This window comes from Paenibacillus sp. PSB04 (assembly GCF_025809195.1).
Taxonomy (GTDB): domain Bacteria; phylum Bacillota; class Bacilli; order Paenibacillales; family Paenibacillaceae; genus Paenibacillus_AQ; species Paenibacillus_AQ favisporus.
Map to the genome: position 1 here is coordinate 1,398,546 of NZ_CP081301.1, position 21,455 is coordinate 1,420,000.

The window sequence follows — 21,455 nt, forward strand, 5'->3', positions numbered from 1 at the left end:
AGCTGTATAATAGAAGATATTGATACATAGGCATGAATGCGAAAAAAGGAGAACATGGATGGAGAGCAGGCAGAAGTTCAGCACAATTAAAGAGCAAGTGCTCCGCACAGCGGAAGAGCACCGCTTATGGTCTCCCCATGACACCCTCGTAGTCGCAGTATCCGGAGGTCCGGACTCTGTGGCTCTTTTGCATGTTCTGAAGGACATTTCCGAAACGGCGGTCCCCCTTAACCTCATTTGTGCCCACGCTCACCATGGGCTGCGGCCGGAAGCGGATGAGGAAGCCGAGCTGGTCCGGCGGCTGGCCGCAGAATTAGGTATCCGCTTTGAGATGGCCAGAGTCGACGTACCTTCTTATATGAAGGAGAGCGGCAAGGGGGTAGAGGAGGCGGCCCGGTTCAAGCGCTATGAATTTTTGTTTGAAACGGCGCAGGACTGCGGTGCCAACACTATCGCTCTGGCCCATCACGCTGACGATCAGGCGGAGACGGTGCTGATGCATTTGCTGCGCGGAAGCGGGCCGGGGGGGCTCCGGGGAATCCGGTTCAAAAGACGGGAAAAAAATGTGGAACTTATCCGTCCTTTCTTACGTATATACAAAACAGACCTCGTGGATATGTGTGAGCAGAATGGTTATCCTTACGCTGTCGACCAGACCAACTTCCAGACCGAGTACAGACGGAATGCAATCCGTCTGGATGTCCTGCCCTATTTAGGGCAATATAATAGTCGGATTGTTCAATCGATCAATCAGATGGCTGACATTATCGGCCCGGAAGACGACTTCGTGGAACAGGCAGCGGTGAACGCATACCGCGAACTGGTACAGTGTAATCATGGAAGGCACGCTTTTCGGGCGCCTTCCTTTTTGGCCTTACATGTCGCTTTACAACGGAGGTTGATTAAACTAATATTAAATTATCTGTCGCCGGGTTCCGAAAACACCGATTATCACAAGATCGAAACCATTCGGCACGGGATTCACCAGAAAGACAGCACAACATGGCACCTGGATCTGGGCTGCGGCCTGGTCTGCATACGCGAATACGATTGGATAACGTTTATGCACGGGATGCCGGAGAAGATGATTGGCTATACATATCGGTTGGATGCAATCGTCCCGGAGTTGTGGTTGCAAGAAATAAGGAAAGTCCTGAGAATGGCGGAGCATACGCCTGAAGTAAATCAATTGTCCAAGATGGCGTTAGACGGTCATCAAGCGGTTTTTGACGCCGATGAGCTGCAGTTTCCGCTCACGATCCGTTCAAGACAGCCTGGGGACACAATGAGAATCATGGGATTAAACGGAAGCAAAAAGGTAAAAGATATTTTCATTGACGCGAAGATACCTCCATCCATGCGCTCCCGCATACCGGTTCTTGTTGACGGTTCAGGCAGCATCGTATGGATCCCGGGTGTAAGGCGTTCGATTCATGCCGCTGTAGGTGCGCATACATCGACGGTGCTTCACTTTTCCTTGGAGGATGCGGGGAATGCGGAGTAACTGTAATGGTCATTGTTAGGCTTTCATAGTATAACGTAGGAGGTTCGCTCAGTTGCAAAACGATATTCAAGAAGTTCTGATCAGCGAAGAAGAAATCCAGAAGAAAATTAAGGAACTTGGTGCCGAGCTGAGCTCGGTATATGAGGGTCGCAACCCTCTTGTGATTTGTGTACTCAAAGGCGCGTTTATTTTTATGGCGGATTTGGTTAAAAATATGACAGTACCTATGGAACTCGATTTCATGGCCGTATCCAGTTACGGGGCGCAGACCAAGTCTTCGGGCGTTGTCAAAATCATCAAGGATTTGGATGTCCCGGTTGAAGGACGTGACGTGCTGATTGTCGAAGATATTATCGACAGCGGTCTCACGCTGAGCCATCTGATTGAGCTGCTCAAGAGCCGCAACGCCAAATCGACGTGCGTGGTTACGCTCTTTGACAAACCTGCCCGCCGAACTGTGAAGCTCGAGGCGGATTATACCGGATTCGTACTCCCTGACGCGTTTGTTGTCGGATACGGTCTGGATTACGCTGAGCATTACCGGAACCTGCCCTACATCGGGATCTTGAAACCGGAAATCTATACCCACTAATTGCGATACTCAAGCCCATGAGCTTAAGCACGCTCATGCCTTTACCACCTCTATTTGAGATGGTCAGACAGGCTATGGTAAAATAATTAAAGTGTTTTGAGAGGAGGTAGGGGATGAATCGGTTCATCCGGAATTCTGGTTTTTATTTGATTCTTTTTTTAGTTGTGGTGGGCATAGTCCAGTTTGTCAGCAACAGCGGTGAATCTGCTGACAGCCCTAGATACGATCAATTGCGCCAGCAAATCGCTGCTGGTAACGTATCGGAAATTACGGTTCAATTCGACGGTTACGCCTATCTGGTAACCGGTAAATATAAGAATAAACCGGCCGACGTTAAATCAGAGAATTTCTCGACCTACACTCCGGCTACAGATGCTGCAATCGAAGAGCTGGTAGCTGCCAGTGACAAAACCGGCATGAAATTCACCCAGAAGAAGATGGAAGGCGAAAGCGTCTGGCTGACGCTGCTCTCTTCCCTGATTCCTTTGGTTATTATGTTTATTCTCTTCTTCTTCCTGTTCAATCAAGCGCAGGGAGGCGGGGGCAAGGTTATGAACTTCGGCAAGAGCCGCGCCCGCCTATATAATGAAGAGAAGAAAAGGGTTACCTTTGAGGATGTTGCGGGAGCTGACGAAGAGAAGCAGGAGCTTGTCGAAGTCGTTGAGTTCCTGAAGGATCCGCGGAAATTTGCCGCAGTAGGTGCCCGTATTCCTAAAGGGGTTCTCCTCGTAGGCCCTCCAGGTACAGGTAAAACCCTCCTCGCCCGCGCTGTAGCGGGTGAAGCCGGAGTTCCGTTCTTCAGTATTTCCGGTTCGGACTTTGTGGAAATGTTCGTCGGGGTCGGTGCATCCCGTGTGCGTGACTTGTTCGAGAACGCCAAGAAAAACGCACCATGTATTATCTTCATTGACGAGATTGACGCCGTAGGTCGTCAGCGCGGTGCCGGACTTGGCGGCGGGCATGACGAACGCGAACAGACGCTGAACCAGCTCCTCGTTGAGATGGACGGTTTCGGCGGTAACGAAGGCATCATCATCGTGGCTGCAACGAACCGTGCCGACATCCTCGACCCCGCGCTTCTGCGTCCAGGCCGTTTTGACCGTCAAATTACGGTCGATCGTCCAGACGTGAAAGGCCGCGAGGCAGTACTGAAGGTTCATGCACGCAACAAGCCTCTGACCAAAGACGTCAAGCTGGATGTTGTGGCTAAACGTACGACAGGTTTTACCGGCGCCGAGCTGGAGAACCTGATGAACGAAGCGGCGCTGCTTGCTGCACGCCGTAACCGTAAAGACATCTCCATGCGAGAAGTTGATGAAGCGATTGACCGTGTCATCGTCGGTACCGAGAAGCGCAGCCGCGTGATCAGCGACCGGGAGAAGCGGATTGTCGCTTACCACGAAGCCGGCCACACGATTGTGGGCTACTTCTTGGAGCATGCCGATATGGTACACAAGGTAACGATCATTCCGCGCGGACGCGCCGGCGGATATGTCATCATGATGCCGAAGGAAGACCGGATGCTTGTGACCAAGCAGGAGCTGCTTGATAAGGTGACGGGTCTCCTGGGCGGCCGGGTCTCCGAGGAACTGTTTATCGGTGAAATCGGAACAGGCGCATACAGCGACTTCCAGCAGGCTACGGGGATCGTCCGCAGCATGATTATGGAATACGGTATGAGCGAGAAGCTTGGACCGCTTCAGTTCGGGTCCTCGCAAGGTCAGGTATTTCTGGGCCGTGACCTCGGTCACGAGCAGAACTACAGTGATTCGATCGCTTATGAGATCGACCAGGAAATGCAGCGCATGACAAACGAGTGCTACGAGCGGGCGAGAGACCTGCTGACCAAGTACTCGAAAGAGGTTCACCTCATCGCGAACACGCTGCTTGAGAAGGAGACGCTAGAGCTTGAACAGATCAAGGAACTGATCGAGCAAGGTTATCTTTCTGAAGACGGCCCGAAAGAGGGCGGAAGCGGAAATGATGAAGGTTCCTCCGAACATGGCGCCCCTGTCATCGACAACGTCGGTGACGTGCGTGTACGCATTCAGGGCAAGGATAATACCAGCCTGCCAACGGAAGAAATTCCGAACGATGTTCCATCCAACTTGCCGAATGACCCGCCAAGCGATATCAACACGGATACGCCGGGCGACATTCCAAATAACAATGATGGAACGAATGAGAATCCAGGTTCGGGCAACGGCGGAACACCGCCGGAATCCAGATCCTAATCCCAATGCAACAACAGCCCGGAGACGGTTAGCCGTCCCCGGGTTTTTTGTGTCGTTTGCCAGGAAATAAGAGCGGCGGACATTTGAGGTGTTCAAGCATTAAAGCCGACAGCGTTCCGCCTTAACTCTGTTGCACCAGTTAATTTTTTTTGAGGCATAGTAGCGATTGGGGCGGCTGCAAGCTCCAAACAGAAGCGAGGCGGCCTAATCGGACGGAATCGAGCGGGAAGCTTTGTTTTCTTCCGGCTAGATAGCATATAAAGATCATTTTAGTCAATTGACAGTATCGTGAACCTTGTGTAAATTAGTTGATAAACAAGATGGTCTCGAGGTTGCAACGGGCAACTTTGGGAGAATTTTCACAAACTATTCATGATGTTATGAGGTTATGAAGCCATCAACCGGGTAAAATCATGGGATTTCAGAGGGAGTGGGTTACTGGTGGAAGCTCTGGCACTGGAGCATAAGCAGGAACAAAAGCGGGAACTGACGGAGAAGCTGCTTAAGCTGAAGAAGGAAAGAAACGCCATTATTTTGGCGCATTATTATCAAAGGGATGAAATTCAGGAAGTAGCGGATTTCCGTGGCGATTCCTTCCTGCTTGCCCAGAAAGCGGCTCAAACCGATGCGGAAGTCATCGTCTTCTGCGGCGTTCATTTTATGGGTGAAAGCGCTAAGATTCTGGCTCCGAACAAAACGGTGCTGATTCCGGATGAGCGTGCAGGCTGTCCAATGGCCGATATGGTCAACGTGGACGGACTCCGCAAACTGAAAGCGCAGCATCCTAACGCCAAAGTCGTTACGTATATCAACTCTTCGGCAGAGATCAAGGCGGAAACGGATATTTGCTGTACCTCTTCCAATGCGGTAAAGGTGATTCAATCGGTCGATTCCGATGAGATCATCTGGGTACCGGACAAAAATTTGGGTCACTATGTGCAGCAGCATACCGACAAGAAGCTCATCATTTGGGAAGGGTACTGCAATACGCATGATATGCTGACGGTAAAAGACGTTGTGGAGATGAAAGCCAAATATCCCGACGCCGAGTTTGTCGTACACCCGGAATGCCGTCCGGAGGTCGTAGCCATGGGCGATTTCGTGGGCAGCACCACGGCGATTTTGGAATACTGCAAAAAATCAAGCAGCAAACAGTTTATCGTCGGAACCGAAGACGGTACCGGATACCAGCTTCGTCTCGATAGCCCGGATAAGGAGTTTCATTTCGCCACCAAGTTTTTGGTATGCCCGAACATGAAGGTGAACAATCTGAAAAAACTGGTGAAGTGTCTGGAAACCATGAAGCCGCAAATCTACGTGCCGCCGGTTGTTGCAGATAAAGCCAGAACTTCTTTAGAGCGCATGTTACAAGTACAGTAGCATGCGCTACTCTTTCTCTTAAGACAGGTGAACAGGCACATGATTCCACAATATCTGGTTGACTTTGATCTGCAGACTTTGCCCCGGACCAAGACGGATGTCATCGTCATCGGCTCGGGCATAGCCGGGTTGTATACGGCGATTCAGGCAAGCAAGGACCGGCACGTCATCATGATCACGAAAAAGGCACTGCTCGAAAGCAACACCCGGTATGCACAAGGGGGGATTGCCGCGGTCATTTCGGAGGATGATTCCCCTCAGTATCACCGGCAGGATACGCTGATGGCGGGTGCAGGGCTGTGTTCGTCCTCCTCGGTGGACCTCTTGGTCAATGAAGGCCCGGAGGGCGTCAAGGAGCTGATCCGGCTCGGCACAACGTTTGACCTGGAGAACGGGGAGCTTGCCCTGACACAGGAAGGCGCGCACAGCCACCGGCGAATTTTGCATGCCAACGGGGACGCGACCGGCTACGAAATTGTCAGAGCGCTGGCGGAGAAGGTTGCGGAGCATGATCATATTGAGGTATGGGAGCATCACTTTGTAATAGACGTTATTACAGAAGACGGCGAGTGCAAGGGAGCACTGGTTCAGCGCCCGGATGGACAGCGGATCTTTGTGCAGGCTAACGCGACCGTGCTTTGTTCCGGCGGCGCGGGACAGCTCTACCGGTACACCACTAATCCGGAAGTGGCCACGGCCGATGGTGTGGCGATTGCCTATCGGGCAGGGGCTGAGATCCGCGATATGGAGTTTATTCAGTTTCACCCGACCGCTCTTTGTTATCCGGGTGCTCCGAGGTTTTTAATCTCCGAGGCGGTTCGGGGCGAAGGCGCCGTTCTGCGGAATATTAAAGGCGAACGTTTTATGGAAAAATACCATGAGCTGCTCGAATTGGCGCCGCGCGACATTGTCGCCCGAGCGATCCTCAGCGAAATGGAAGAAACGAAATCCACCTTCGTCTATCTGGATATTACCCATGAGCCGGAGGATATGCTTAAGCATCGGTTTCCGACCATTTACGAAACGTGCATGACTTACGGATTGGATATGTCGACGGACTGGATTCCGGTGGCTCCGGCTGCGCATTATATGATGGGCGGCGTCAAAACGGACCTGAACGGCGAGAGCAGCATCAAGCGGCTGTTTGCCTGCGGCGAAGTGTCCTCGACCGGTGTTCACGGCGCCAACCGGCTGGCCAGCAACTCGCTCTCTGAAGCGATCGTGTTTGGACGGCGTATTGTGAACCGCCTGCGGGAACTGTCCCCGCTGGACTGGGAGCCTAAAGATATCCGGGTCGATGAGGGGCGTCTGGAATCGCCAAGGCAGGCCATTGTAGAGCGTCGGCTCAAGCTTCAGAAGGTGATGGTGCGGTACGTTGGTCTGCGCCGGAACAAGACGCTGCTGCTGAAGGGGCTGGATGAACTGAAGCGCCAGCTGCCGATTTTTCAGTCCGGACTGAGCAAGCGTGAGGAATTTGAATTTGCCAACATGCTGACCAGCAGTCTGCTGGTGACCAGCGCGGCATTGTCCCGGGAAGAGAGCCGTGGGGCGCATTACCGCGAAGACTTCCCCCTGCGGGATGACGAAGGCTGGCGCAAGCATCTGCTGCTGCGGCGGGATCAAGAAATAGTGGAGGAAATCAGCGATGACGTTTAACGGATATGATGAAAGTCTTGTGGAATCCATCCGGCTGTGGCTGAGAGAGGATGTCGGATCGGGAGATGTGACGACGCTGTCGACCATCCCGACCGGTCATGAATCCAAGGGAATCATTCATGCCAAGGAAGATGGCGTGGTAGCCGGACTGCCCGTATCGGAGCTTGTGTTTCAAGTCGTGGATCCGGCGCTCACGTTCACGCCTCAAGTATCGGAAGGCGATTTTGTAAAGAAGGGAACGGTACTCGCTGTCGTGGAAGGCAGCACGCACCGGATTTTGACGGGGGAGCGGCTGGCCTTGAATTTGCTGCAGCGCCTGTCAGGCATTGCGACCCGGACACGTTCGTTCGTGGATGCGCTTGAGGGCCTGCCTACCCGCTTGGTCGATACCCGGAAGACGACGCCGGGACACCGCATGCTGGAGAAATACGCGGTGCGCGTCGGCGGGGGAGCCAACCACCGCTTCGGGCTGTACGATGCTGTGATGATCAAGGACAACCATATTAAAGGCGCCGGCGGAATCCGCAAGGCCGTGGAGCGTGCCCGGGCGTTTATCCCTCATACGATGACCATCGAAGTGGAGACGGAATCGCTTGAGCAGGTCGAGGAAGCGCTGGAAGCCGGTGCGGACATCATCATGCTGGATAACATGAGCCAGGATCTGATGAAAGAGGCTGTCCGGCGTATTAAGTCCAAGTCCCCGCATGTGACCGTGGAGGCCTCCGGCAACGTGTCTTTGAAGACGGTGAAGGGGATCGCGGCCTGCGGCGTCGACGTCATTTCGGTCGGCAGACTGACGTATTCCTTCGACAGCCTGGACATCAGCCTTGATCTCAATGCGGTGAAGGAGGGATAGCCCCCGTGATTCTGGTGATCGACATCGGGAATACGAACATCGTCTTGGGGATATACAGAAACCGGGAGCTATTGCATCATTTCCGTCTCAGCACGGTCAATCATTCCACGCCGGACGAGTACGGCATTATGTTCCGGAACATGTTTCAGATGTCCGGGATCCCGGTTAGCGATATTGAGGGCGTGATTATTTCTTCGGTGGTACCGCCTATGGTCCATGTCATTGAGGAGATGTGCCAAAAATATATCCACCATTCGCCGCTCATCGTGGGACCGGGGATTAAAACCGGGCTCAATCTGCGTTACGAAAATCCGCGCGAGGTCGGGGCTGACCGGATCGCCAACGCCGTTGCCGCCGTGGAGAAGTACCAGGGCCCGCTCGTCGTGATCGACTTTGGCACGGCTACCACATTTGACTGCATCGATCCCAAAGGCGCCTATCTCGGCGGCCTGATCGTGCCGGGCATCGGCATTGCGACCGAAGCGCTGTATCAGCGTGCATCGAAGCTGCCTCGGATTGAGCTGGAGAAGCCCAAAAAGGTCATCGGGCGAAATACAGTCCATGCGATGCAGGCAGGCATTATTTTCGGATACGCCGGGCAGGTTGACGGCATTGTAGAGCGGATTCGCGGCGAGATGCAGGTGCCCTCCCTGAAAGTGGTCGCAACGGGCGGACTGGCGGATCTGATCGCCAGCGAAACGAAGGTCATCCAGGAAGTGAATCCGCTGCTGACGCTCGACGGTCTCCGGATTATTTATGAGCGCAACCGCTGAATTGCCAGAAAGATCAACCGGATCACCAAAAAGGCCTGTTTTGCGGTAAAATAGATAGATAATGGCAGAGCCTTCCCGGCTCATCCAATAAAGGAGGCAGTACACATAATGGAAAACAAACAGGACCGCCTCATCCGGGGCACGGCCATGAACGGACGGGTCCGGGCTTTCGCGGTGAGAACGACGGCTCTCGTGGAGGAGCTTCGCAGAAGGCATGATACGTGGCCTACCGCCACAGCGGCGCTGGGACGCACGCTGACAGCCGCTGGTATGATGGGCGCAATGCTGAAGGGCAAGGAAAAGCTCAGCATTCAAGTCAAGGGCGACGGACCGATTGGACAGATCGTCGTAGAAGCCAACTCTTTTGGCGAAGTGACGGGATACGTAACTAATCCGCATGTCCATTTGCCCAGCAACAGCCAGGGAAAACTCGACGTAGCCGGCGCGGTTGGCCGTGAGGGATACCTGCACGTAACGAAAGACCTGGGCCTCAAAGAGCCTTATCGCGGAAGCGTACCGATTATTTCGGGAGAGCTCGGAGAGGACTTTACGTATTATTTTGCCGTATCGGAGCAAACCCCTACTGCGGTTGGCCTGGGCGTTCTCGTCGCTCCCGACAATTCCGTCCTCGTGGCCGGCGGCTTTATCATTCAGCTGCTTCCGGGCCTTTCCGATGAGGAAATCACGGCGATCGAGCAGGCGGTAAGCGCGATTCCGCCGGTAACCACCCTGCTGGACCAAGGGTTGGAGCTGGAAGATATGCTGAAGCAGCTGCTTCCCGATGTAGAGGTTCTCGAAGAGATGGATATCAAGTTTCGCTGTCAGTGCTCCCGTGAGCGGGTAGAGCAAACGCTGGTCAGCCTGGGCCAAGCGGAACTGGAGCGTTTGATTGAGGAAGATGGACAGGCGGAAGTGGTGTGCCATTTCTGCAATGAAGCGTATGATTTTGACAGGGAACAACTGCAGCAAATTCTTGAACAAGCCATGAAGTAAGGGGCGGGTTCGATGATATGATAACCAGACAGGAGAAGGGGCTGTGGGCCGCGGTCATTATTTTGGCAGCGGGCGTGTTGTTTATGGGGAGTCTGATTGTCATCCGGGGACTTAAACCGGCAGATGAGCCGTCACCGGCTGAAGACAAGCAAGCAGGGGCGGATGCGGTGGCGTCTTTTAACGGCAGCACCATTACGGAAAGCGATTGGGTCGAGGAGCTGAAACGGACGCATGGGGAGGAAGCATTGACGCAGATGCTGAATCACAAGGCGGTATATGCGGAAGCCCAGTCCCTGAAAATTAAGGTGACCCCGGAGGAAGTGACGGAGGAGATTAACCGGGAAATGCAGGGTTACGCTTCCCCGGACGACTATTATCGGGAGATGGCCGACCAGCTGAACCTGACTCCCGAGGAGATCCGGGCGGAAACCGAGTACCGTCTCACACTGCAAAAGATCGCAACCGCAGGAATTCGCATCACGGATACGGAGGTACAGCGTTATATCGATCAGCATCAAGAGGAGTTTGCAGCCAAGAAGGCTTATCATCTTGCCTGGATTCAGACGGATACCGAAGATGAGGCGAATCGGGTGCTTGACCGCCTGCAGCAGGGAGAGGATTTCGGCACGCTGGCGGCAGCGTACTCCCTGGATGAATTTACACGCGATCAAGGCGGCGATCTGGGGACGGTGGAGGAGGATGATCCTTTTATTGCTCCGGAAGTACTGCAGACAGCCTCAACCCTGAAGCCAGGGGACGCAGCGGGTCCGGTACGGCTAAATGACGGATATGCGGTCGTCCAGCTGATCAGCGTGGAGAACGGCAGTACCAAGAGCAGCGAGGAGATCATTCGGGAGGCCCGCAAACAGCTGGCCTTAAGCGAGGCGGTTCCCCTTTCGCAGCTGGAAGAACAGTTGAGAAACAAATATGACGCCAAAATTTTGATCAAAATATCGCCATCCAAAGCATCCTGAAACGACAGAAGCGGCAGGCAAGATGATGAGCCCTGGCTAACCTACGTTTTCAGGATGTTTTCTTTGTTTACAACCAGGCCTTACGTCCGGGTTCGTATTGACATTGAGGTGGAAGGTTGATAAGATGAAGGTATAAATACCTACTTATTTACTCGGATATAGTTTGATCCAAGCCAGCCAGATTCTCTTTCTAGAATTTTGTATACAGCAGTTATTCATCAAATTCATTATAAACAGGGAGGATTTACCTATGGCTAAGGTCGTCAACAACGTAACGGAATTAATCGGAGGAACACCCCTTGTCCGGCTGAACCGGCTTGCACCGGAAGACAGCGCGGAAATTTACTTGAAGCTGGAATATCAAAATCCGGGCTCCAGCGTTAAGGACCGGATTGCGATCAGCATCGTCGAACAAGCGGAGAAGGACGGCCTTCTGAAGCCTGGCGGTACGATTGTGGAAGCGACAAGCGGCAACACCGGTATCGGTCTGGCTATGGTAGCTGCAGCCAAAGGCTACAAAGCCGTGATCGTCATGCCTGAAACGATGAGCCTCGAGCGCCGCAACCTGCTTCGCGCTTACGGTGCAGAATTGGTTCTGACACCGGGAGCTGAAGGCATGAACGGTGCCGTTAAGAAAGCCGAAGAAATCGTGAAGGAAAATCCGGATTACTTTATGGCTGAGCAGTTCAAAAACCCGGCCAACGTGAAGATTCACCGCGAAACGACGGGTCCGGAAATTGTGGAAGCGATTGAATCCATTGGCGGATCCCTCGACGCCTTCGTGGCAGGAATCGGAACGGGCGGAACGATTTCCGGTGCCGGCGAAGTGCTGAAGAACCGCTTCCCTGACATCAAGATCGTGGCTGTTGAGCCTGCGGCTTCTCCAATTCTGGCAGGAGGCAAACCAGGACCGCACAAAATTCAAGGTCTGGGCGCCAACTTTATTCCGGATATCCTTAACCGTGACATCTACGATGAAATCATTCACGTGGAGAACGACGAAGCCTTTGAAACGGCACGCCGTGTCGCCAAAGAAGAAGGCGTCCTGTCCGGTATTTCTTCCGGCGCTGCCGTGTTCGCCGCACTCAAAGTGGCCAAAGAGCTCGGTAAAGGCAAACGTGTCGTGGTAGTTATCCCAAGTAACGGCGAACGCTATTTGAGCACACCGCTGTATAACTTTGAGGCGTAATTAACGTCTTATACATTGTAAAAACTCTCGCCCCTGCTGCCGGTCTATCCGGCTGCAGGTTTTTTTTGTTCATATTGCTGCTCATTGGAAGCCAAATCAGGTATCTTTTTGGAAAAAGTCTTTTCAAACCTGCCGACTCCAAGTATACTGACAACCAATAGACGGGTCTTGTTACTAAAAGGGGATCAGAAAATGAAGAGAAATGAGCGCGGTTTGATCACCTTGGATCAATGGATGACTTGGGCCGCAGAGGGCATCACGATGTTTCCATATGTGCTGTCGTCCGGAGGATGGGACCGGCAGGAAGAAGGGGAGCTCCCGGCGGCTTGGACGTCGGCCTGGGAACAGGCTTCGCCCTATTCCTTCGTACTCGAGAGCGGTAAGGAGGGGCGGTACACCTACCTAGGGCTGCGGCCGGTGTCGGTTCTTCACGGAAAAGATCACGGTGGCGTCGTGACGCACCTGCTGAGCGGGGCGACGGAGAAGGTGGACGGAAGTCCGCTGCAGGTGCTGCAGCGGTGGATGGCGCCGTACCGGGCTCCCCAGCTGCCGAATCCAGAATTGCCGCCCCTTCTTGGAGGATGCGTTGGCTTTCTAGGGTATGACATCGTTCGTTCCCTTGAAAATCTGCCGTCCACGGCAGCCGATCTTCCGGCATTCCCGGATTATTTGTGGATGCGGATGGAAGAGTTGTGGGTACATGATGCAGACAGCCGGAAGGTGTACTGCACGGTCCATGTGCATTTTGATGCAGAAGGGCTGGACAGGGATCTGATCGGGCAAAGGCTGGGTGTGCTTTACGAAGAGGCTGCCGAGCGTGCCCGGTCCATGCAGTCGCTGTGGCTGTCCATGGTGAACCTGGACGAAGGGAGCCAGGCCAAAGCGGACCGGCGGCGAAAGCAGGCAGAGGAGCTGTCCCCCCGGATGGAGTGGCCGCAGCTGCGTACCGGATTCCCGCAGGAATCCTTTGAGCGGGCTGTGCGAGCCATCCAGCAGTACATTCGCGAAGGAGACGTCTTCCAGGTGAATCTGTCGCTCCGTCAGGAGCTGGACCTGCATTCGCCGCCGGAGCAGGCCTATGAATGGCTCCGCCTGCTGAACCCTTCCCCTTACATGGGGCTTCTGCGTTCCCCGGGTTTCACGCTGGTCAGCGGCTCCCCGGAACTGTTGGTGAAGCTTCAGGGGGAGCGGATCAGCACCCGCCCGATCGCCGGCACAAGGCGCCGGGGGCTTACCCCGCAGGAGGATGCGGCCATGGCGGCCGAGCTGCTGGGCAGCGAGAAGGAGAGAGCCGAGCATATCATGCTGGTGGATCTCGAACGCAATGATCTGGGGAAGGTGGCTGCGTACGGGTCAGTGCACGTCCCGGAGCTGATGACGGTCGAGCATTACTCCCATGTGATGCACCTCGTTTCTCAGGTGGAAGGCCGGCTCGCTCCGGGCAAAGGCGTATACGACGTGATCGCCGCCTTCTTCCCGGGAGGAACCATCACGGGCGCCCCTAAGGTGAGGACGATGGAGATCATCGAGGAGCTGGAACCCGTAAGGCGCGGGCCATACACCGGCTCAATCGGCTGGATTGACTACAACGGCAATATGGAATTAAATATTATCATAAGAACGATGGCCGTCCTGGAAGGTACGGGATATATCCAGGCCGGGGCGGGAATCGTCATCGATTCCGACCCTTACCGGGAATACCGGGAATGCCAAAACAAAGCTAAAGGCATGATCCTGGCGGTTCTCGCAAGCGAAGAGGAATCCGCCGCCAAATCTGGGATAAGGGGATGAGCATATGATTTTGGTTATCGACAATTATGACTCTTTTACGTACAATCTGGTGCAGTATTTGGGGGAACTCGGACAGGAAGTGAAGGTATACCGCAACGATGAAATTACCGTGTCCGGCATTGAGGAGCTTGCACCCGACCATATTTTGATTTCCCCGGGCCCCTGCACGCCGAACGAGGCGGGGATCAGCCTGGAGACGATTGCGAATTTTAAAGGCAAAATCCCGATTTTCGGCGTATGCTTGGGTCACCAGGCCATTGGGCAGGCATTCGGCGGCAATGTCATCCGTGCTGAACGGCTGATGCACGGCAAAACATCGCCGATCCATCATCACGGCAACTCCGTGTTCGAAGGCCTTCCTTCGCCATTTACAGCGACAAGATACCATTCGCTGCTTGTTGAGCGGGACAGTCTGCCGGACTGCCTGGAGATCACCGCAGAAACCGAGGAAGGCGAGATTATGGGACTGCGTCATAAGGAGTATCCGATTGAAGGCGTCCAGTTCCATCCGGAGTCGATCATCACCGATTACGGACATCAAATACTGCGCAATTTCCTGAAGCAGACCGCAGGCGCTAAAGCATGAAGAAGATAGGATTGAACGGCGGGATCGTGGATGCCGCCGACGCCGTGGTACCTGTAATGGATCACGGCTTTTTATACGGAATGGGGTTGTTTGAGACGCTGCGGACATACCGCGGCCGGCCCTTTTTGCTGGAGAGGCATTTAAAGCGGATGGCGGAGGGCTGCCGGATACTGGGCATTCCCTTTTCGCCGGAGGATGCCCTTGCTTCCATGCCTGGCTGGATTGAAGCCTTGATGAAGGAGAACAGCCTTGAGGAGGCTTACATCCGTTATACCGTCAGCGCTGGCGTTGATGTTCTCGGGCTTCCCGGGGAGGAGTACAGCCGTCCCAATCATGTTCTGCTTGTGAAGGCGCTGCCGGAGGTGCCTGAGAACCTCTACACGCAAGGGAAAGCCCTGCAGCTGCTGGAAACGCGGCGCAACTCTCCCGAAGCTCCGATCCGCTTGAAGTCGCTCCATTACATGAACAACATTTTGGCGAAAAGAGAACTGGCGGCTGTGAGTGATCCGCGTTCCCGCCAGGCGGAAGGCCTGATGCTCGATGTGCGCGGACATGTCAGCGAAGGCGTCGTCAGCAATGTGTTTTTTGTGAAAGAAGGGGAACTCTATACACCTGATGCATCCACCGGGCTGCTGCCCGGCATTACGCGCCAGGTTGTGCTTGAGCTCGCCGGCGCGGCAGGCATCCGCTGCACGGAAGGCCTGTATACGTGGGAAGATCTGCTGGCCGCAGATGAGGTGTTCGTGACCAGCTCTATCCAGGAGCTTGTGCCCGTTACGCTCCTGCTGGACAGGCAGGGAACGGGTAGAACGGTGGGTCGCGGCGCCGCCGGCCCGATCACCCGCAGGCTGCTCGATTTGTACCGACAGAAAGCAGGGATTTGACAGTGAAAACGACAATCTACGAACGTAACTTTGCGATGGGTCAAGCCGTGCTGAGGCTCGGACAGTCTACCCAGGTGATGGGCATTTTAAATGTAACGCCCGATTCCTTCTCCGACGGCGGCCGGTATGTGGATCCGGACTCGGCCGTACGCCATGCGCTCAAAATGATGCTGGACGGCGCCGACCTGATCGATATCGGAGGAGAATCAACCCGGCCGGGATATACGCCGGTATCTGCGGAAGAGGAATTGGCCCGCGTGATTCCCGTGATTGAGGCGATCCATAAAGCGGCCCCGCACATTCCGATCTCGATCGATACGTACAAGGCGGAAGTGGCTCGCCAGGCCATTCTGGCCGGTGCCCATATCATCAACGATATTTGGGGAGGCAAAGGCGATCCGGACATGCTGAAGGTGGCAGCCGAGCTGGGCTGTCCGATCATTCTGATGCATAACCGGCAGGACATGGACTACACCGATTTTGTGGAGGACGTCGTCGCCGACCTGGAAGAGAGCGTGCGCCTCGCCTTGGCGGCCGGGGTTCGTCCGGAACATATTATTTTGGACCCGGGGATCGGATTTGCCAAAAACGGAGAGCACAACTTGAAGCTGATGACCCAGCTGGACCGTTTGAATCAAATTGGATATCCTGTGCTGCTGGCCACGTCCCGCAAAAAGTTCATCCGCAGCGTGCTGGATCTGCCGGTGGATGATTTGGTCGAGGGCACCGCGGCCACAGTGGCGTTCGGAATCGCCCAGGGCTGCCAGCTGGTGAGGGTCCACGATGTGAAATCGATCAAACGAACCGTCAAAATGTGCGATGCGATGATATACACTTCAGCGGTTGTGAGTCGGGAATAACGTTTTATATACAGAATCATTTGATACGATGTTGATTATTGGGGAGGCGGGAGTAGAAAATGGATAGAATGGTCATTCACCGCATGGAGTATTACGGGTATCACGGCGTGTTCGAGGAAGAGCGCAAGCTCGGCCAGCGCTTCTACGTCGATCTGGACATGGAGTTGGATTTGCGCGCAGCCGGAGAGAACGACGATCTCACCCAAACGGTAAATTATGCCGAAGTCCACGAAACGGTCAAAAACGTGGTAGAAACCGAGTCTTTTCGCCTGATTGAAGCTTTAGCCGAACGTATTGCATCTGTTGTACTGGACACTTATACTAGTATCAATGCACTGACGGTCAAAGTGACCAAGCCGCATCCTCCATTTGACATCCACTTTCAGGGTGTTACTGTGGAGCTGCATAGAACAAGAAAGTGAGACTCCACCATGAATGCACATTTCACCTCTGAGCTATCAGAGGCTTATATTGCTTTAGGGGCAAATTTGGGTGACCGCGAGCATACGCTGATGGAAGCTATTCGGCGCCTGGATGAGGATCCCCGCATTACGGTAGCCCGCTGTTCCCACCTTTATGAGACGGAGCCTGTGGGTTATGTGGACCAGCCCCTCTTTTTAAATATGGCCGTGTGCGTCCGCACAAGTTTGGATTCCCATGAACTGCTGCACGTGATGCAGGGGATTGAGAACGGGCTTGGGCGCATTCGGGAGATCCATTGGGGGCCCCGGACCGTCGATTTGGATTTAATCTGGATGGAGGGCCGCAGGGAGAACACGGAAGAACTGGTGCTGCCGCATCCCCGGATGGAGGAGCGCGCCTTCGTGCTGGTTCCCTTATCCGATATCGTTCCTCCCGACGAGCCTTCCGGCTTATATACAATCGTAGAGACAGCTCTGGATAAGCTGGATGGAAAGGAAGGTCTGCAGCTTTGGAAAACATGCAGCTGGCGAAGCGCGTCCGCGCCTTCCGGAAGCTAAAAGGCTACACGCAGCAGGAGCTCGCAGCCAAGTGCGGCATATCGCTTGCGGTGCTGGGGGCCATCGAACGGGGAAACCGTCGTGCAGAAGAACAGGTTTTGATCAAAGTAGCGGAAGCACTGGGTGTATCTGTTCAGGAACTGAGGAACGGTTAGACTTTTGAGAAGCAGGAATACTGCTTATGTATATACAATGAATAATAAGGGGGGAAATGATGCGATGCTGAAGATTGGCGATATTGAAATGAAGAACCAAGTCGTGCTGGCACCGATGGCGGGCGTGTGTAATCCTGCGTTCCGTCTTATCGCCAAGGAATTCGGAACGGGTCTGGTCTGCGCAGAAATGGTCAGCGGCAAGGCGATCGTTCACGGCAATCAGCGCACGCGGGAAATGCTATATGTAGATGAACGCGAGAAGCCGCTCAGCCTGCAGATTTTCGGAGGAGACCGTGATTCCTTGGTGGAGGCAGCCAAAGTTGTGGACCAACAGACCAACGCCGATATCATTGATATCAATATGGGCTGTCCGGCTCCGAAAGTGACCAAAATCGACGCCGGTGCACGCTGGCTGCTCGATCCCCAAAAAATTTATGAAATGGTCTCCGCGGTCGTGGATGCAGTTGATAAACCCGTGACCGTGAAAATGCGAACCGGATGGGACAGCGACCACATTTACGCGGTGGAGAACGCCCAAGCGGTAGAACGCGCCGGAGGCCAGGCAGTCAGCCTGCACGGCAGAACCCGGGAACAGCTGTATACGGGACATGCCGATTGGAGCATTATAAAGCAGGTTAAAGAGTCGGTATCGATCCCGGTCATCGGTAACGGTGACGTGGTTACGCCGGAAGACGCGCGGCGCATGCTCGACGAAACCGGATGTGACGGGGTTATGATCGGACGCGGCGCTTTGGGAAATCCGTGGATGCTGTACCGTACGATTGAGTACCTCAAGAGCGGTGAGCTGCTTCCGGAGCCTGCGGCTGAAGAGAAGATCCGCATCGCGATTCTTCATATGGACCGTCTGATCGCGCTGAGAGGCGAGTTCGTGGCGGTACGCGAAATGCGCAAGCATCTGGCATGGTACCTGAAAGGTCTCAAAGGGTCCGCGCGGATCAAGGATGAGATTATGGAAGGAACGAAGCGCGACGAAATGGTCGGAATATTGGAGGATTTTGTGGCGAACCTGAACCAGCGTGCCGAAATGGAAGCCGAGGAAATAGGTGTGGAAGCGGTGGCCCAATAAGATGGGCGGCCGCGGCTGCACCCCTGTCATTGACATTTTGAAACGGTTACCATATAATTTTGCAGTATAAATTCGACTCTTCGTTTAACAAGCAGCAGGAGGATGTTCTGATCCTTCAAATTTTGCATATAGTTTTGCATATATATAGATTGAACTAAAGTAAGCATCGCCATCTCCTGACCACGGAGCAAGAACGTAAGTTTCTTTAGTTCATTCTATGGAAGCAGGATGTTTTTTAATTTATTTACATGACAGGAGAATCGGTTAAGATGAGCGATAAAGAAGTCATTCTTACACAGGACGGACTTAAGAAGCTGGAAGACGAACTCGAGAACCTGAAATCGGTGAAGCGCCGCGAAGTCGCGGAGCGGATCAAGGTTGCCATCGGCTACGGTGATATCAGTGAGAACTCCGAATACGAAGACGCCAAGAACGAGCAGGCTTTTATTGAAGGCCGAATCATTACTTTGGAAAAAATGCTGCGCAATGCCCGGATCATCAATAATGATGAGATCAACACGGACATCGTAGGCGTAGGTGCTACGGTAACGGTGCAGGACCTGGAATTTGGCGATACGATGGAATATACAATCGTCGGTAGTGCCGAATCCGATCCGCTGAACAATAAAATTTCCAATGAAAGCCCGGTCGGCAAAGCAATCATCGGCAAGCAAAAAGGAACCGTCGTGGATGTGAACGTTCCTGCGGGCGTCATTCAATATAAAATCATCGATATCAAAAAGTAATATCCATGCTTTAGGATTGAAAAAAAGCTTCCTTGAGGAAGCTTTTTTTCAAGATTGTGGAATGTAACACTTGAGCTAACGTCGAGGCAAAGGAAAGGCCCCACTTGGTGGGGTTATTTTCGGATATAGACGGCAGACGGCATGCCGCTTGGACAAGCGGGAGAGGTTTAGCAGTGAAATGAAGGAGATGAAGACTGACCATGTCAGAAGAAGTGAACAACCAGGAACAGGAAATTGAATTAAGCGAGATGCTGAAAATCCGCCGGAGCAAGCTGGACGAGCTGCGTGCACTGGGGATCGATCCTTTTGGCAAAAAATACGAGAGAACCAGCATGGCAGGCGATCTGCTGAGTAAATATGACGGTATGACGAAAGAAGAGCTGGACGAGCAGCACGCCGAAGTTCGCGTTGCCGGACGGATTATGGCAAAGCGCGGCATGGGTAAGGCCATTTTTGCCCATATCCAGGATCTGAGCGGTAAAATCCAGATCTATGTGCGTCAGGATTCCGTGCCTGAGCATGCGTTTGAGGCGTTCCGCCTGTTGGATCTGGGCGATATCGTCGGCATCGCCGGAACGATGTTCAAGACGAAGACCGGGGAAACGACGATCAAGGCCAGCGAGGTGGAGGTTCTGTCGAAATCCCTCTATCCGTTGCCGGATAAATACCATGGCCTCAAGGACGTGGAGCTTCGTTACCGTCAGCGTTATGTGGATTTGATCATCAATCCGGAAGTACAGCAGACGTTTATTGCCCGCTCGCGGATTATTCAATCGATGCGCCGTTACCTGGATTCACAGGGCTACCTGGAAGTTGAAACTCCGACACTGCATGCGATTGCCGGCGGAGCCGCGGCCAAGCCGTTTATTACGCATCATAACGCGCTGGACATGCAGCTGTATATGCGGATTGCCATCGAGCTTCACTTGAAGCGCTTGATTGTCGGCGGTCTGGAGAAGGTATACGAAATCGGACGCGTATATCGTAACGAGGGTATTTCCACCCGCCACAATCCGGAATTTACGATGATCGAGCTGTATGAGGCTTATGCCGATTACAAAGACATCATGAACCTGACCGAGAACATGATCGCGCATATTGCGCAGGAAGTGCTCGGCACCAAAGTCATCAACTATCAAGGGCATCAGGTCGACCTGACTCCGCCTTGGCGCCGGGTATCCATGGTGGATGCTGTCAAGGAAGTCAAAGGCGTGGACTTCGGCGTGCATATGACGGACGAGGAAGCTCACCGTCTGGCCAAAGAGCATAACGTCAAAGTTGAACCGCACATGACATTCGGTCATATTCTGAACGCGTTCTTCGAGGAATTTGTTGAGGAAACGCTGATTCAGCCGACGTTCGTGACCGGGCATCCGGTGGAAATTTCGCCGCTTGCGAAGAAAAACGAGCAGGATCCGCGGTTTACCGACCGTTTTGAGCTCTTTATCGTGGCCCGTGAGCATGCCAATGCATTCAGCGAGCTGAACGACCCGATCGATCAGCGCCAGCGTTTTGAAGCACAGCTGAAGGAACGCGAGCAGGGCAATGACGAAGCGCATGAAATGGATGAGGATTTCCTCACCGCGCTGGAGTACGGCATGCCGCCGACCGGTGGTCTGGGTATCGGCATCGACCGTCTGGTGATGCTGCTGACGGATTCTCCGTCGATCCGTGACGTGCTGCTCTTCCCGCATATGCGGAATCGTCAGGAGTAGTTTTCAGGCTTTTAGGGAAAATAAATAAAAGGAACAGCTGTCGTGATCATGTATCACGCGGCTGTTCCTTTTTTGCGTTTGAGTCTGGCTTCTGTGCCATGGAATGGACATCCGGCTGGCATAAGGATAACAAATGCCGTTTGATGACCGCGACCATGACCTCAGGGGTCACACGCTCCGGACGCATTACGGCATGGATGGCCAGGCCGTCGAGGACGGCGTAGAAGCGTTCCACTTCAATGGCAAAATCCAGACCGGGAAGCAGGAGCTGGCCCTCCGATAAGCCGTTGAATACGGTAACGAAAATCGACCGCAGCTCGTCGTCCACCTGATGGCGCAGCGTACGTAAGGAATCATCCGACAGCGACTTGACGACAAAAGAAAACCACACCTCCATTTCCAGCCGCTTTTCGTTGTCGGTAGGGAGAACCTCATGCAGAAGAGAAGGAATATCCTGCATCAGGTCACCGGAGAAGACCGTATCGTATATTCGCTGCGAT

At 53.7% G+C, this 21,455-nt stretch carries 21 protein-coding genes (1 of these 21 only partly in view); 20 read left to right on the forward strand and 1 reads right to left on the reverse strand.

Annotation, left to right across the window (positions count from 1 at the left end; genetic code table 11):
• The first annotated feature begins 58 nt into the window (after positions 1-58).
• The 20 genes from tilS (at position 59) to lysS (ending at position 20,955) form a co-directional block, all read left to right on the forward strand.
• Positions 59-1,504, forward strand: a complete 1,446-nt coding sequence (gene tilS, locus K2F33_RS06785; RefSeq protein ID WP_263881294.1) for a tRNA lysidine(34) synthetase TilS — start codon at positions 59-61, stop codon at positions 1,502-1,504.
• 52 nt (positions 1,505-1,556) lie between these two features.
• Positions 1,557-2,096, forward strand: coding sequence for a hypoxanthine phosphoribosyltransferase (gene hpt, locus K2F33_RS06790; RefSeq protein WP_076176679.1), 540 nt, complete (start codon positions 1,557-1,559; stop codon positions 2,094-2,096).
• 113 nt (positions 2,097-2,209) lie between these two features.
• Positions 2,210-4,330: an ATP-dependent zinc metalloprotease FtsH gene (ftsH, locus tag K2F33_RS06795; protein ID WP_076176680.1), complete on the forward strand. Its 2,121-nt coding sequence runs from the start codon at positions 2,210-2,212 to the stop codon at positions 4,328-4,330.
• A 441-nt stretch (positions 4,331-4,771) separates the two neighbouring features.
• Positions 4,772-5,710 (forward strand): quinolinate synthase NadA, encoded by a 939-nt coding sequence (gene nadA, locus K2F33_RS06800; protein ID WP_076176681.1) that lies wholly within the window; start codon positions 4,772-4,774, stop codon positions 5,708-5,710.
• Positions 5,711-5,749: 39 nt separating this feature from the next.
• Positions 5,750-7,366 (forward strand): L-aspartate oxidase, encoded by a 1,617-nt coding sequence (gene nadB, locus K2F33_RS06805; protein ID WP_263881295.1) that lies wholly within the window; start codon positions 5,750-5,752, stop codon positions 7,364-7,366.
• Complete coding sequence (gene nadC / locus K2F33_RS06810) at positions 7,356-8,222, forward strand: carboxylating nicotinate-nucleotide diphosphorylase (RefSeq protein ID WP_263881296.1); 867 nt, start codon at positions 7,356-7,358, stop codon at positions 8,220-8,222. Before nadB ends, nadC begins: the two co-directional genes overlap by 11 nt.
• A gap of 5 nt (positions 8,223-8,227) precedes the next feature.
• Positions 8,228-8,995, forward strand: a complete 768-nt coding sequence (locus tag K2F33_RS06815) for a type III pantothenate kinase (RefSeq protein WP_145142616.1) — start codon at positions 8,228-8,230, stop codon at positions 8,993-8,995.
• Between the two features lie 108 nt (positions 8,996-9,103).
• Positions 9,104-9,988 carry an Hsp33 family molecular chaperone HslO gene (hslO, locus tag K2F33_RS06820; RefSeq protein WP_076176685.1) on the forward strand — a complete coding sequence of 295 codons (885 nt, stop codon included), beginning with the start codon at positions 9,104-9,106 and terminating at the stop codon, positions 9,986-9,988.
• A gap of 17 nt (positions 9,989-10,005) precedes the next feature.
• Positions 10,006-10,962, forward strand: a complete 957-nt coding sequence (locus K2F33_RS06825; protein WP_263881297.1) for a peptidylprolyl isomerase — start codon at positions 10,006-10,008, stop codon at positions 10,960-10,962.
• 250 nt (positions 10,963-11,212) lie between these two features.
• A complete protein-coding gene (gene cysK / locus K2F33_RS06830) occupies positions 11,213-12,151 on the forward strand; it encodes a cysteine synthase A (protein WP_076176686.1) in 939 nt (312 codons plus the stop codon).
• 192 nt (positions 12,152-12,343) lie between these two features.
• A complete protein-coding gene (locus K2F33_RS06835) occupies positions 12,344-13,942 on the forward strand; it encodes an anthranilate synthase component I family protein (protein WP_263881298.1) in 1,599 nt (532 codons plus the stop codon).
• A 4-nt stretch (positions 13,943-13,946) separates the two neighbouring features.
• Entirely contained in the window at positions 13,947-14,528 is a 582-nt protein-coding gene (pabA, locus tag K2F33_RS06840; RefSeq protein WP_076176688.1) for an aminodeoxychorismate/anthranilate synthase component II, read from the forward strand.
• Complete coding sequence (locus K2F33_RS06845) at positions 14,525-15,412, forward strand: aminotransferase class IV (protein WP_212986142.1); 888 nt, start codon at positions 14,525-14,527, stop codon at positions 15,410-15,412. Before pabA ends, K2F33_RS06845 begins: the two co-directional genes overlap by 4 nt.
• Positions 15,413-15,447: 35 nt before the next feature.
• Complete coding sequence (gene folP, locus K2F33_RS06850) at positions 15,448-16,272, forward strand: dihydropteroate synthase (protein WP_212986145.1); 825 nt, start codon at positions 15,448-15,450, stop codon at positions 16,270-16,272.
• A gap of 59 nt (positions 16,273-16,331) precedes the next feature.
• On the forward strand, positions 16,332-16,694 hold the full coding sequence (gene folB / locus K2F33_RS06855; RefSeq protein ID WP_076176691.1) for a dihydroneopterin aldolase: 363 nt from the start codon (positions 16,332-16,334) through the stop codon (positions 16,692-16,694).
• 9 nt (positions 16,695-16,703) lie between these two features.
• A complete protein-coding gene (folK, locus tag K2F33_RS06860) occupies positions 16,704-17,252 on the forward strand; it encodes a 2-amino-4-hydroxy-6-hydroxymethyldihydropteridine diphosphokinase (RefSeq protein WP_076176692.1) in 549 nt (182 codons plus the stop codon).
• Positions 17,204-17,407 carry a helix-turn-helix domain-containing protein gene (locus tag K2F33_RS06865; RefSeq protein ID WP_076176693.1) on the forward strand — a complete coding sequence of 68 codons (204 nt, stop codon included), beginning with the start codon at positions 17,204-17,206 and terminating at the stop codon, positions 17,405-17,407. The genes folK and K2F33_RS06865 overlap by 49 nt, the downstream gene beginning before the upstream one ends.
• 64 nt (positions 17,408-17,471) lie before the next feature.
• Positions 17,472-18,494, forward strand: coding sequence for a tRNA dihydrouridine synthase DusB (gene dusB / locus K2F33_RS06870; protein WP_089549449.1), 1,023 nt, complete (start codon positions 17,472-17,474; stop codon positions 18,492-18,494).
• A 269-nt stretch (positions 18,495-18,763) separates the two neighbouring features.
• Positions 18,764-19,240 (forward strand): transcription elongation factor GreA, encoded by a 477-nt coding sequence (greA, locus tag K2F33_RS06875; RefSeq protein WP_076176695.1) that lies wholly within the window; start codon positions 18,764-18,766, stop codon positions 19,238-19,240.
• Between the two features lie 200 nt (positions 19,241-19,440).
• Positions 19,441-20,955 carry a lysine--tRNA ligase gene (gene lysS, locus K2F33_RS06880; RefSeq protein WP_076176696.1) on the forward strand — a complete coding sequence of 505 codons (1,515 nt, stop codon included), beginning with the start codon at positions 19,441-19,443 and terminating at the stop codon, positions 20,953-20,955.
• 46 nt (positions 20,956-21,001) lie between these two features.
• Here lysS and K2F33_RS06885 read toward each other — a convergent pair whose 3' ends face one another.
• On the reverse strand, positions 21,002-21,455 hold the 3' portion of the coding sequence (locus K2F33_RS06885; protein ID WP_076176697.1) for a TetR/AcrR family transcriptional regulator. 203 nt of this gene lie beyond the right edge of the window; the window shows 454 of its 657 coding nt (coding positions 204-657); the start codon falls outside the window, past its right edge; the stop codon is at positions 21,002-21,004.